This is a genomic window from Aeromonas sp. ASNIH8, assembly GCF_002919855.1.
Lineage (GTDB): Bacteria > Pseudomonadota > Gammaproteobacteria > Enterobacterales > Aeromonadaceae > Aeromonas > Aeromonas caviae.
On record NZ_PQLN01000005.1, the window covers coordinates 76,350 to 88,851 of the forward strand.

At 65.8% G+C, this 12,502-nt stretch carries 9 protein-coding genes and 1 pseudogene; 7 read left to right on the forward strand and 3 right to left on the reverse strand.

Going from position 1 to position 12,502, the window contains the following annotated elements; translation table 11 throughout:
- The first annotated feature begins 60 nt into the window (after window positions 1-60).
- Both C3418_RS02810 and C3418_RS02815 read left to right on the forward strand, forming a co-directional pair.
- On the forward strand, window positions 61-918 hold the full coding sequence (locus C3418_RS02810) for an alpha/beta hydrolase (protein ID WP_103857912.1): 858 nt from the start codon (window positions 61-63) through the stop codon (window positions 916-918).
- Between the two features lie 117 nt (window positions 919-1,035).
- Complete coding sequence (locus tag C3418_RS02815; protein WP_048208164.1) at window positions 1,036-2,196, forward strand: patatin-like phospholipase family protein; 1,161 nt, start codon at window positions 1,036-1,038, stop codon at window positions 2,194-2,196.
- Between the two features lie 27 nt (window positions 2,197-2,223).
- On the opposite strand, the gene C3418_RS02820 is transcribed toward C3418_RS02815, so the two are convergent.
- On the reverse strand, window positions 2,224-4,176 hold the full coding sequence (locus C3418_RS02820) for a monovalent cation:proton antiporter family protein (protein WP_181023054.1): 1,953 nt from the start codon (window positions 4,174-4,176) through the stop codon (window positions 2,224-2,226).
- 187 nt (window positions 4,177-4,363) lie between these two features.
- Between C3418_RS02820 and C3418_RS02825 the strand changes: the two genes are divergently transcribed.
- Complete coding sequence (locus C3418_RS02825; RefSeq protein ID WP_039039444.1) at window positions 4,364-5,290, forward strand: GGDEF domain-containing protein; 927 nt, start codon at window positions 4,364-4,366, stop codon at window positions 5,288-5,290.
- A gap of 42 nt (window positions 5,291-5,332) precedes the next feature.
- On the opposite strand, the gene tilS is transcribed toward C3418_RS02825, so the two are convergent.
- Window positions 5,333-6,667, reverse strand: coding sequence for a tRNA lysidine(34) synthetase TilS (tilS, locus tag C3418_RS02830; protein ID WP_103857908.1), 1,335 nt, complete (start codon window positions 6,665-6,667; stop codon window positions 5,333-5,335).
- Window positions 6,668-6,796: 129 nt separating this feature from the next.
- On the opposite strand from tilS, the gene C3418_RS02835 reads away from it, so the two are divergent.
- The 4 genes from C3418_RS02835 to C3418_RS02850 all read left to right on the forward strand — a co-directional run bounded on the left by C3418_RS02835 (window position 6,797) and on the right by C3418_RS02850 (window position 12,064).
- Window positions 6,797-8,827 carry a M13 family metallopeptidase gene (locus tag C3418_RS02835; protein ID WP_103857909.1) on the forward strand — a complete coding sequence of 677 codons (2,031 nt, stop codon included), beginning with the start codon at window positions 6,797-6,799 and terminating at the stop codon, window positions 8,825-8,827.
- Window positions 8,828-8,939: 112 nt separating this feature from the next.
- Window positions 8,940-9,377 (forward strand): PliI family lysozyme inhibitor of I-type lysozyme, encoded by a 438-nt coding sequence (locus C3418_RS02840; RefSeq protein WP_042883192.1) that lies wholly within the window; start codon window positions 8,940-8,942, stop codon window positions 9,375-9,377.
- 350 nt (window positions 9,378-9,727) lie between these two features.
- Window positions 9,728-11,455: an ABC-F family ATP-binding cassette domain-containing protein gene (locus C3418_RS02845; RefSeq protein ID WP_103857910.1), complete on the forward strand. Its 1,728-nt coding sequence runs from the start codon at window positions 9,728-9,730 to the stop codon at window positions 11,453-11,455.
- A gap of 72 nt (window positions 11,456-11,527) precedes the next feature.
- Window positions 11,528-12,064 carry a GNAT family N-acetyltransferase gene (locus tag C3418_RS02850; protein WP_103857911.1) on the forward strand — a complete coding sequence of 179 codons (537 nt, stop codon included), beginning with the start codon at window positions 11,528-11,530 and terminating at the stop codon, window positions 12,062-12,064.
- A 43-nt stretch (window positions 12,065-12,107) separates the two neighbouring features.
- Here the strand turns inward: C3418_RS02850 and C3418_RS02855 are convergent.
- Window positions 12,108-12,502, reverse strand: a pseudogene (locus C3418_RS02855) (L-methionine/branched-chain amino acid transporter); the annotation flags it as partial.

Below are 12,502 nucleotides of genomic sequence, written 5' to 3' on the forward strand. Positions count from 1 at the left end.
TTCTTTTTAAAAACCCGCAAAAAAGCACGACCGTTCGCACACAAAAGACACAGGATGACCATGAGCAGCAAGATCTACTTCAACACACGCCGCTTCAGCCCGAGCAAGTTGCTGCTGGGCCTCGGCACCCGCCTGCATCACGTGCTCGCGCCCACCCACGCAAAGCGCACCGCCAGCAAGCTGCTGCTCACCCCGCAGCGGGCGACCCGGGGCGTCGCAGCCCCGGCTGGCCTGGTCGAGCAGGCCATCCACACCAGTGAAGGGACCCTGATGAGCTACCGGCTCGGGCAGGGGCCGGTCTGGCTGCTGATGCACGGCTGGTCAGGCAGTGCCAGCCAGTTCTATCCGCTGATGAGCCATATCGCCGCCCAGGGCTATACGGCGCTCGCCTACGATCACCCCGCCCACGGCCGGAGCGAAGGGAACAGGGGTCATCTGCCCCGCTTCGTGCGCGCTTTCGACGAGATCCTCGAGCGGGTCGGCCCCGTCCAGGGCGTCATCACCCACAGCATGGGGGGCGCCGTCACCCTCAGCAGCCGTCACCCGGCAATCGATGCGCTGCCGCTGCTGCTCATCTCCCCGGTGCTCGACTACGTGCCCCAGCTCTACGGCATGGTGGCGCGCTCCGGCTACTCCATCCGGCTGTTCGATGCGGTGGTCAAGGAGATAGAACACGAATACCAGCACCCGCTCAGCACGGTTGACCCCATTGGCCGGCTCGCCCGGCGCAGCGGCGCCGCCCTCATCGTTCACGATGAGGAAGACCGCTTCGCCCCCCACCGGGACTCCCTGCGCGCGGCCCAGGATGGCAGAACCCGACTGGTCAGCACCCGGGGGCTCGGCCATGGCCGTATTCTGGCAAGCCCTCCAGCCTTCGCCGCCTTCGATCAACTGAGCCAGACGCCCTTGGCAAACTGAAAATGAAACGGGCCGCAAAAATTGAGCGTGCGGCCCATTTTTATCCGGTATACAACGTCTTATAGTTGAATTGCGCGGTGGCAACCCGCCCTGGCGATCACGATAAGGCGCACCCTCATGGCCAGACCCAATACTGCTCTTCTGCTGACTGGTGGTGGTGCCCGCGCCGCCTATCAGGTCGGCGTACTCAAGGCGGTGGCCGAACTCTACCCCCGCAACATCGGCATCCCCTTCCCCATTTTGTGCGGCACCTCGGCGGGGGCTCTCAACATCACGGCGCTGGCGTGCTACGCCTCCTGTTTCCATCTGGGGGTGCGCAAGCTGGAGTGGGTCTGGCGACGTTTCGAGACCCACCACATCTTCGACTTCCACCCCTGCCAACTGCTGTGGCGCACCCTCTATCAGGGCTCGGCCGGCCTCATCACCCCCCAGAGCAACCGCGCCTTTCACCTGTTTGACAACGCCCCCCTGCGCCGTCTGCTGGATCAGCTCATCGACTATCACCGCATCGATGACAACATCCTCTACGGCAGCCTGGAGGCCATCGCCATCACGGCCTCCGACTACGATGACGGCCTCTCCACTACCTTCTTCCAGGGGCGGGCCGAACATCAGCCCTGGGAGCGCGCCAGACGACGTGGCCTGCGAACCCTGCTCACCTCGGATCACCTGCTGGCCTCGTCGGCGCTGCCCTTTGTCTTTCCCGCCACCCCCATCGGCGATCGCGTCTACGGAGATGGCTCCATCCACCAGCTGAGCCCGCTCAGCCCGGCCATCCACCTGGGGGCGGAGCGGATCCTGCTGGTGACCCTGGACTCCCCTCACAGGGAGAACCCGACGCCCCGCCAGGGGCACCTGACCAGCTCCAACATCGCGAGCCATCTGCTCAACACCGTCTTCTCCGACACCCTCAATTCGGATCTGGAGCGGCTCGGGCGCATCAACCAGACCCTTTCCCTCATTCCGGCACGGGAGCGCAGTCGGCTGAAACTGCGCCAGGTGGAGACCTGCGTGATCCGCCCCAGCCAGGATCTCGACCTCATCGCCCTCGAATACCTCCCACGGTTGCCGACCCAGCTGCGCCGTCTGCTGCGGGTGCTCGGTGTCAACGGCGAAGAGAGCAGCAGCCTGGCCAGCTTCCTGATGTTTGACCCCGGCTATTGCCAGCGGCTCATCAAGCTGGGATACCAGGACGCGCTGGATCACCGCCAGCGCATCGAGGCCTTCCTCGACCTGCCGGGCAGCGGGAGGCAGGAGCAGTTTCGCGAAGAGGCCTGAGGGGCCTTATCCCATGGCAAGGAGATCCTAGCGTCCCTCCAGCAGGCGCTGCTCCGCCTGTTCCATGGCCACGGCCGTGCCGAAGAGCACCAGGGTATCTCCCGCCGCCAGTACCAGCTCGCGCCTGGGATCCAGGCTGCGCTCCCCGCGATGAATCGCCTTGATGCGCACCTCTCCCAGGGCGAGATCCCGTACCCTGTGTCCCACCGCCCAGGCCTGGTCGTGCAGCAGCACGGGATGCAGCCGCTCGAGCAGTTGATCCGTCTCCAGATTGCCCGCACTCTTGCCGCCCCAGTAGAAACCGTGCAGAAAGCGATACTGGCTGCTGCGCTCGTGCTCCATGCGCCGGATCACCCGGCCGATGGGAATGTCGCAGTTGAGCAGCAGGTGGGAGACCAGCATCAGGGCTCCCTCCTGGGATTCGGGGATCACCTCGAAGGCGCCGGCCTGCTTGTAGTGTTCAAGGAAGCTGTCATCCCGGGTACGCACCAGCACCTTGATCTCCCCCGCCAGCTCCCGGATCAGCGTCAGCATGGCATCAACCCGCTTGCGATCGTCGAAGGTGATGATCACCAGCCGCGCCCGCAACAGACCGGCCGCCAGCAGGATGTCGCGCCGGCTGGCATCGCCGAACGCCACCTGCTCCCCCGCCAGCTTGGCCTCGCTCACCCGCTCGGGATCGAGATCCAGGGCCAGGAAGGGGATCTCTTCGAGCTTGAGAAAGCGGGCACAGGTTTGGCCGGTGCGTCCGAACCCGGCGATGATGACGTGCTGGTGTTTGCTCAGGCCCGACTGGGCCGCCTCGGCGCGAGAGAGCAGGGCACTGTCGGTGAGGGAGTGGGCAAGCCCCAGCGCCCGCAACACCAGCCAGGGGGTGAGGGCGATGGAGATGACACCGATGCCGATCAGCAGAGAGACCAGCTGGTGATCCAGCAAGCCGTGATGACTCGCCAGCGCCAGCAGCACAAAACCGAACTCCCCGACCTGGCTCAACATGATGCCGGCGGCCATGGCGTCGCGCTTGCGCTCCCCCATCAGGCGGCCCGCCAGCAATATGAGCAGCGACTTGCACAGGATGAGCCCCGTCACACAGGCCAACACCTGCCACCAGGCGCCCGCCACCAGCGCCCAGTCCATGGTCATGCCGATGGTAATGAAGAAGAGCCCCATCAACACGTCGCGAAACGGCTTGATGTCCACTTCGAGCTGATGACGATAGTGGGACTCCCCCAGCATCATGCCCGCCAGAAAGGCACCGAGCGCCATGGAGAGCCCCATCCACTGGGTCAGGGAGGCCGCCAGCAATGCCACCAGCAGGGCACTCAGTACGAAGAGTTCATCTGAACGTGCGCGCGCCACCTCGAAAAACAGCATGGGCAGCAGCCACTTCCCCACCGCCAGCAGCACGGAGAGCGCAAACAACCCCTTGAGGGAGGCCCAGGCGACCTCCGCCAGCAGGGCGCTGCCCTGCACCTCGGGCTGGGCCAGTATGGGGATCATCACCAGCAGGGGCACCACGGCAAGATCCTGGAACAGCAGCACGCTCACCCCGAGCTGGGCTCGCCGGGTATGGAGCTGCTTGAGCTCGCCGAGCTGCTTGATCACCACGGCGGTGGAGGAGAGCGCCAGGGTGCCTGACACCACCAGCGCCTGGGCCAGGCTCAGCCCCCACCACCAGCCGAGCCCGAAAAACAGCAGTGAGGTGAGCAGCACCTGCAGGCTGCCGACCCCCAGCACCAGCTTGCGCATGGCGAGCAGACGCGGCAGGGAGAACTCGAGCCCGAGGGAGAACATCAGGAACACGATGCCAAGCTCCCCTATGGTCTGCATCATGGCCTGACCCGTGACGATGGCCACGCCGTGGGGGCCGAGCAGCATGCCGGCAAACAGATAGGCAAGGATCACCGGCTGGCCGAGGCGCCGGAAAATGGCCACCAGCACAACGGCGAAGATCAGCAGGATCAACACATCGGTGTACACCCATCCCTCTCCTTCATCTGCCCGGCACCCTCTTCCCTGCAAGCACAGCGCCCGCTCCCCATATGGCACGCCACTCGCTCAGCGGCAGGGATTTCCCCTCCCGTTTCATCCCGTTAAGCCTAGCCAGCCCCCTTGTTTTTCATCGGACATATTTTAGGCACAGGGCTTGCAAGAGCCTGCGCAATGAATGGAGAGGTGTAAGGGCTGTAACGTGGAAAACACATCGTCATTGAACGGCTTCGGACATGGCATAGAGCAGTGGGTACAGCAGATGGAGCGGCTTGCGCCCTTGACCGGGCAGGACCGCTATCAGCAGATCGAGCAGTTGCTGGGGCAACGGGATCTTGACGCCCTGCTGGCAATCTTTGCCGAGCGGGTGGCAAACATTGTCCGGATCCACTCGCTCCAGTTCGACTGTGGCCAGCCCCATCCCCTCATCTCGCACCCGCCCCAGGCCAGGCTGACCCTGCATGCCTATCGCTTCGAGCTGCGGGGACGACACGAGCAGTTGCTCGGCCAGTTGCACTACGAGCTGGAGCACCCCCTGAGCGACGGCCAGAGGCGGTTGCTTGAGCAATATCATCAGCTGTTCAGCCTCCCCCTGCCCCTCTATCTGCGGCTGGATCGGCTGGAGCAGCAGGTGCGGCTCGACCACCTGACCGGGCTTGGCAATCGCGCCTACTTCGACGAGGCCATCGGCCGGGCGGTGGAGCAACACAGCCGGGAACCCCACGGCCTGGTGCTGGTGCTGCTGGATCTCGACAGATTCAAGCAGGTGAACGACACCTGGGGCCACCCGGTGGGCGACCTGGTGCTAAGCCGCTTCGCCCAGTTGCTGCAGGGGTGCATTCGCGGGACGGATCAGGCGTTTCGCCTCGGCGGGGACGAGTTTGCCCTGCTGCTGCAACCCGCGGACCCCGAGGCCTGGCGCCCGGTCTGGCTGCGGTTGCAACATGTGCTCCACAGCCACAAGGAGCTCAGCGCCTTCTCGGTGGGGTGCAGCCTGGGAGCCGCCAGCTGGCAGTCGGGCATGGATGTGCAGCGCCTCTACGAGACGGCCGATACTCATCTTTACGCCCGCAAGAAAGCCGGGGGCTCCGGCCTGCCCGAATAGGGCATCACCCTTCCCCTCCCGGCCCCCTGTCACTCTGCGATGTCAATCCGCATCCGGGGTGACGGGGGGCCGCCACTCCCACGCCACCCCCTTTTCTGGCGCCAGAAATCCGTCGCAGACAAAGAGCCCGGCCACCAGTGCCACCTGTTCACCGTAGTAGAGGATGGGAATGCGCCCCCGCTGCCAGGAGGGCACCCCGTACTCTTGCAGCAGCTTCTTGAGCCGCCGGCTGCCCACCCGCCCCACCGGTTTCAGCATGACGCCCGGGGCGACCTGAAAACGCACCGAGAGCGGCTCGTCCCCCCTCGGTGTCCGCAACCCTTCGCCATCCGTTCTCCAGAGCCTGAACTGCCCAAGCCCGTCCGGCAGAGTGAGCGTCTCTTCCATCCGGATGGGCAGCACCTCCTCGCGGGGGGCGAGATCCGGCGCCACCAGGTACAAGCGCCCCTGATAGCGGCGGCACGCCAACCCTTGCAGGCTCAGCCTGGGATTGGCGTCATCGCGCGCCAGCGCCACCTCCTGCCACAGCAGGCCCAGCAGCTCGCGGGAGGGCATCTCTCCCCCCTGACGGCGGATCCAGTGGCGCAGCAGGTTGTTGCGCCGCACGGGGGAGAGGGAGAGGAGTCCGTCAATGCGCAGCCCTTCTCCCTCACCCACCGCCTGCCAGTCCGCCTCGGCCAGCTCGCCGATGAGCGCCTCCTGCTCGGCGCACAGGGCCATGGTGCGCGCCGTCGTCCGGGCCATGGCGGGCCAGCGGTCCTTGAGCAGGGGGATGATCTGCTGGCGCAGGAAGTTGCGGTCATAGCTCGGGTCCTCGTTGCTCTCATCCTCAACCCAGCCATAAGGAAGTGACTGCGCGGCTTCCGCCAGCTCGGCCCGGCTCATGTCGAGCAAGGGGCGCAACAGATGGCCTGCGGCAAAAGGCTGGCTCGCCACCATGCCCGCCAGTCCGCGCAGACCGGCACCCCGCTTGAGCGCCAGCAGCAGGGTCTCCAGCTGATCATCCTGATGGTGAGCGGTGAGCAGCCACTCCCCTTCCCCCAGGTGGGCGGCGAGTCGCTCATAACGCGCCGCCCGCGCCTGGGCCTCCAGGCTCTCCCCGTTGCCTCGACAGAGCTGCACCCGCTCCACGATGAGGGGCACCGCCAGTTGCTGGCACACCCCTTCGCAGTGAGTCACCCAGTCGTCGGCATGCGGGCTCAGGCCGTGATGAACGTGCAGGGCGTTCAGGGCGAGGCCGTGGGCGCGGGCAAAACGGGCCGCCAGCACCAGCAAGACGGTGGAGTCGAGCCCGCCGCTGAAAGCCACCAGCAGACCGCGGGAACCTTCCGGCGCAGGCAGAGTCTGACAAAAACGAGAATAAATACGAGAAATCATAGGCTTCCCCAATACGACCAGGCCGATCTTAGCAGAGTCGGGCTTATCAAGCGCTAACCCGGCTGCTAGAGTGAATCGCTCCCTGCGTGGGCAAGGAAGCCATATAACCCGAATTGGAATAAAACCATAATGAACAACAAGAAACACATCCTGGCCACCCTCGTCGGGCTGGCCCTGCTGGCCGGTTGCAGTCAGGCACCGAGCCAACCGGACAAACACTCCGGCCTTGCGCTGGCCAACATGGACACCAGCGTCAAGCCTGGTGACGACTTCTTCCGCTACGTGAACGGCCACTGGCTCGCCACGGCCAAGATCCCCGATGACAGGCCCGCCGATGGCGCCTTCTACCTGCTGCGGGACAAATCCCTGGCGGACGTGCGAGTGCTGGTGGAGGGGCTGGATGGCAAAGCCGCCACCGGCACCCCGGCCCAGCAGATCCACGACCTCTACCAGAGCTATCTGGATCAGGCCGCCCGCAACGCCAAGGGCACCACGCCCCTGCTGCCGATGCTGAGCGAGATAGAGCAGATCAGCACGCCGCAGGATCTCGCCCGCGCCTTCGCCCAGAGCGCCCGCACCGGTGGCGGCTCCCCCTTCGGTTTCTGGATAGACGCCGACGCCAAATCCCCTGACAGCTATGCCGTCTACCTCTACCAGGCCGGCCTCGGCCTGCCGGATCGGGACTACTACCTCAAGCGCGACCCCAACAGCCAGGCGCTGCTGCACAAGTACGAGCAGCACATCGCCGCCATGCTGGCCCGCTTCGGTGAGACGGATGCCCAGGCCAAGGCGAAACGCATCCTGGCCCTCGAGACCAGGCTCGCCCAGATCCAGTGGGACAACGTGGCCCTGCGAGACAGAGAGAAGAACTACAACAAGGGGCCGGTGAGCGAGCTGGGGCGCCTCGCCCCCGCCATCGACTGGGACGCCTACCTGGCCCAGGCCGGCCTTGCGGGACAGCAGAGCCTGGTCATCGGCCAGCCCACCTACCTCTCGGCCCTGAACGAGGTGATGCAGCAGACCCCGGTCGCTGACTGGCAGGCCTACCTCAAGTGGCAGCTCATCACCGATTACGCCCCCTACCTCGACAGCCAGACCGATGCCCAGAATTTTGCCTTCTTCGGCACCGCCCTGAGCGGCACGCCCAAGCAGCGCGCCCCCTGGGAGCGGGCCCTCGGGGTACTGGACAACAACCTGGGGGAGGCGGTGGGCAAGCTCTATGTCGAGCGCTACTTCCCGCCAGCGGCCAAGGCCCGTATGGAGCAGCTGGTGGAGAACCTGCGCACCGCCTACGGCCAGAGCATCCAGGAGCTGGACTGGATGTCCCCGGCCACCAAGACCCAGGCCCTCGAGAAGCTCGCCAAGTTCAGACCCAAGATCGGCTACCCGGACAAGTGGAAGGACTACAGCGCCATCACCATTCGCCCCGACGATCTGGTGGGCAACCTGCAGCGGGCCCGCGCCTTCGAATACGCCGACAACCAGGCTCGCCTCGGCAAGCCGGTCGATCGGGACGAGTGGCACATGTCGCCCCAGACGGTGAACGCCTACTACAACCCGAGCAACAACGAGATCGTCTTCCCGGCCGCCATCTTGCAACCCCCCTTCTTCGACATGACGGCGGACGATGCAGTCAACTACGGCGCCATCGGCGGGGTGATCGGCCACGAGATGGGCCACGGTTTTGATGATCAGGGGGCCAAATCCGACGGTGACGGCGTGATGCGCGACTGGTGGACGCCGGCGGATCTCAAGGAGTTTCGCTTTCGCACCAGCCGGCTGGTGGCCCAGTACAACCGCTTCGAGCCCATCAAGGGCCAGTACGTCAACGGCCAGTTTACCCTGGGGGAGAACATCGGCGATCTCGGCGGCCTCACCATCGCCCACAAGGCCTACCTGCTCTCCCTGGATGGCAAGGAGGCCCCGGTGCTGGACGGTTTTACCGGCGAGCAGCGCTTCTTCCTCGGCTGGGCCCAGGTGTGGAAGGGCATGTATCGCCCCGAGCTGATGCAGATGCTGCTCGCCTCGGATCCCCACTCGCCGCCGGAATACCGGGTCAACGGCGTGGTACCGAACATCCCCGCCTTCTACGAGGCGTTCAAGATCCAGCCCGGCGACAAGCTCTATCTGGACCCGGCCAAACGGGTCAAGATATGGTGATGACAACCCGGGCAGGGGGCGGCCGACCAGCGGCCCCCTGCCCGCTTCCGACGTGGCAGGGAAGCGTCCCCTGCCCGTCACAGACACACAAGCAGCAACAAGGGTCCTCTCCATGAAAGCCTTATTCCTTACTCTCGGCCTGCTCACCCTGCCCCTCGCCAGCCAGGCGGCGGACGGCTTCTTCAAACAGCTGACGCTCCCCTCCGGCCAGGTGGTGACCGTCAGCGAAGGGCGCGGCGAGCCCGCCTCCACCGGCAGCTACGACGTGCGCCTCTACTCCGGTGCCAACCCCCAGTTTCCGCTGGATCAGTTCATCGACGGCAAGGTGCTGCCGCGCGATGGCAGCATCAAGGAGCTCAAGTTGCTGGATCTCAACGGCGACAAGCAGCCTGAAGTCATCGTCGTGGTGGAGAGCGCCGGCAGCGGCAGCTACCTGAGCGCCGACGCCCTCACCATCAATCCCCAGGAGGGGCTGGAGAGCTTCAACCACGTGGAGGGACTGGCCCCCAGTGACGATGTGATTGAGGCCCTCAAGACTCCCCGCGACTGACCCCCCACGCCCCGTATCACGGGGCGTTTTTTTACCCCGCACCTATCGATGCGGTGCCCACGGCCCCCCACAGGGCGGATGGACGACTGTTTTTTTCTGTGCCTATAATCGCCGCACAGTGCCATAACGAAACACAAGGAGGTAAAAAATGGTTATCCAAGCGTGTCCGATGTTCTCGGCTCGCCTGTTCGGCACATTCAAGTGCTCTTGCCTGCATACCATCGCGCTGCGATAGCGGGTTCGAGCAAAGCCGACTCCCTTCCATACCGAGACCTTTCTCGACTCTGCCGTTGTCGCCAGCGCTCCTGATGACAGGGATATCCTATCCCGCGATTTAAGAGAGCAAGAGCATGACAACCCTGATGAGTACCCATTCCCTGCAGATGAGTGCGGGGCACCTTCCCTTATTTGACCATCTCGAACTCGGCATTCGCGCAGGCGACCGACTCGGCCTGATCGGCGCCAACGGCTGCGGCAAGAGCACATTGCTCGCGCTGCTGGCGGGCGAACGCACGCCCCAGGCCGGCCGGGTCGTGCAGGCCGCCGCCTGCCGCTGCGAGTTCGTGGCCCAGCAACTGCCCGCCGGGCTTTCCACCCTCAGCACCCGCGCCGTGCTGCTGGATGCGCTCGGCAACGACCCCGCCGCCGAATGGCAGGTGGACAAGCTGCTGGCCGAACTGCAGCTGGAGGCCCAGGCCACGTTGCCGGTCAGTGCACTGAGCGGTGGCCAGCACAGCCGGCTGCAGATAGGCCGCGCCCTGCTGCGCCAACCCAACCTGCTGCTGCTCGATGAGCCCAGCAACCACCTGGACTTGCCCGCCCTGCTCTGGCTCGAGCAGTTTCTGCTGGGCTGGCGCGGCGCCTTCGTGCTGGTCTCCCACGACGCTCGCCTGCTGGACAGCGTCACGGAGCAGACCCTGATCCTGCGAGACGGCCAGTTGCACCGCTTCGCCCTGCCCTGCAGCCAGGCCAGGGCGGCGCTGGCTGCCGAGGATGAGCAGACCCGCCTGCGCCGGGCGGATGAGCAAAAGGAGATAGACCGCCTGAGCGCCAGCAGCAAGCGCCTCGCCATCTGGGGGCGGGAGCATGACAACGAGAAGCTGGTGCGCCAGGCCAAGTCCATGGAAAAACGCATCGCCCGCCTGCAGGAGGAGCAGAGCCAGGTGGCGGCGCTGGCCCCCTGGCGGCTCGAGCTGCGCGGAGTGAGCCTGCCCGCCGACACCCTGCTACGACTGGAGGCCCTCGACGTATCGCCGGCACCGGTACTGCCGCCGCTGCTGCGTGCCGAGGGGCTCTGGCTGCGAGCGGGGGACAGGGTCGCCCTGCTCGGTGCCAACGGCACCGGCAAGTCCTCCCTGCTGCGCCAGTGCTGGCGCGAACTGACCATGCAGAGTCCGCAGGCGGGCTGGTACTGCCACCCCGGCGCGAGCATCGCCTACTACGATCAGTCCCTGCAGCAGCTCTTTGACGACGCCACCCTGAGCGACGCCCTCTACCCCCTGGCCCCTCTGCCTGAGGTGACGCGGCGACAGGCGCTGATCCGGGCGGGCTTCCCCTATGCCCGCCACGGCCAGCAGGTGCACACCCTGAGCGGGGGCGAGCGGGCACGGTTGCTGTTCCTCGCCCTGTCCCTCGGCAGCCACCACATGCTCTGGCTCGACGAACCCACCAACCACCTGGATCTGGCGGGCAAGGAGGAGCTGGCCGAGGCGATTGCCGCCTTCCCGGGCGGCGTGCTGCTGGTCTCCCACGACCGGGAGCTGATCGAGCGCAGTTGCAACCGCTTCTGGCTGATACAGGACGGGCGCATCCAGGAGGCTCACAGTGCCGAGCGGGTCTATGCCGAGCTGCTGGGCGATGCCCCCTTGCCGCAGGCGGGCAGCCCGGCTCGATCAGGTGACCCGCAGACCGCGGCCGCCACGGGGGATGACGAAGAGGCGCTGCTGGCGCGCTGGTATGAGCTCGATGCCCTGCTCGCCGCCGATCTGGCCCGCAAGCCCAGGCACCAGACCCCGCGCCTGCAGCAGCAGTGGCGTGACGAGCTGGCGCGCCTTGCCGAGCGCCTCGACTTTGCCTGACGCCAGCCCGGATCATCCATCTCTTGTTACGCAACACACGCGGCCAGCCACGGCTGGCCGCAAGGAGTCATCATGACATCAGCACCACCCCACATCAGGCTGGATCCCGTCACCGACACCGACCTGCCTCACATCTATCGCGGCCTCTCCGATCCCCGGGTCGTCGCCTACTACGGCGTCAGCTACGACAGCCTGGCGGCATGCCGGGCACAGATGGATTGGTATGCCGAGCTGACCCGCACCGGCCGTGGCGCCTGGCACCTCATTCGCGACCGGCACACGGGCGAACCGCTGGGGGCCATCGGCTACAACGATGCCGACCCGACTCACCGGTGTGCCGAGCTGGGCTACTGGCTCTATCCCGAACACTGGGGCAAGGGGGTGATGAGCGGGGCGCTGCAACTCTGGCTGCCGCTCACTTACCGCACCACCGACCTGCACCGGCTTATGGCGGTGGTGGAGGAGCCCAACCTTCCCTCCGCCCGCCTGCTGGAGCGGGCCGGATTTTACTACGAGGGCACGGCGCGGGAGTGCGAGCGCAAGGGGGATGGCTTCATCTCCCTGCACCACTACGCCATCTTGCGCAGCGACCTGCCCGCCAGCCTGTGACCCGCAACAACAAGCCCCGCACTGCGGGGCTTTTTTTCGGGAGTTACTTGATGGCGCAGACACCCTCATCGGACGCCGAGCGGCGGCGTCTGCGCCGCCACAGGGAGAAGCCGCCATACCCCAGGCTCAGCACGACGGCATAGAGCACCTGGGTAGCGAGGGCCAGCAGCACCAGGGTGCAGAGCAGCACGCTGAGGCCCGCCAGCCCCTTGCCGGTCCCCGACAACAAGCGCCAGCCCGCCGCCATGCAGAGCAGATAGACCAGCACGAAGTTGCCATTGGCGTAGCGGATCAGCGCATCGAGGGGCAGGCGCAGCCAGAGGATCAGGGTGATGGAGACGAAACAGATGGCGAGCACCCAGGCAAGGGCATGCAGGGGAGCGCCCCGGGCCGAGAGGCGAGAGAGGGAGACCGGCAGTTTGCCCTCCCGCGCCATGC

What these genes read in the sequence shown, in the direction of transcription:
- C3418_RS02845 (WP_103857910.1), top strand. Translation starts at nt 9,728, where the DNA reads ATGACAACCCTGATGAGTACCCATTCCCTGCAGATGAGTGCGGGGCAC.
- C3418_RS02825 (WP_039039444.1), top strand. Translation starts at nt 4,364, where the DNA reads ATGGAGAGGTGTAAGGGCTGTAACGTGGAAAACACATCGTCATTGAAC.
- tilS (WP_103857908.1), bottom strand. Translation starts at nt 6,667, where the DNA reads ATGATTTCTCGTATTTATTCTCGTTTTTGTCAGACTCTGCCTGCGCCG.
- C3418_RS02810 (WP_103857912.1), top strand. Translation starts at nt 61, where the DNA reads ATGAGCAGCAAGATCTACTTCAACACACGCCGCTTCAGCCCGAGCAAG.
- C3418_RS02850 (WP_103857911.1), top strand. Translation starts at nt 11,528, where the DNA reads ATGACATCAGCACCACCCCACATCAGGCTGGATCCCGTCACCGACACC.
- C3418_RS02840 (WP_042883192.1), top strand. Translation starts at nt 8,940, where the DNA reads ATGAAAGCCTTATTCCTTACTCTCGGCCTGCTCACCCTGCCCCTCGCC.
- C3418_RS02815 (WP_048208164.1), top strand. Translation starts at nt 1,036, where the DNA reads ATGGCCAGACCCAATACTGCTCTTCTGCTGACTGGTGGTGGTGCCCGC.
- C3418_RS02835 (WP_103857909.1), top strand. Translation starts at nt 6,797, where the DNA reads ATGAACAACAAGAAACACATCCTGGCCACCCTCGTCGGGCTGGCCCTG.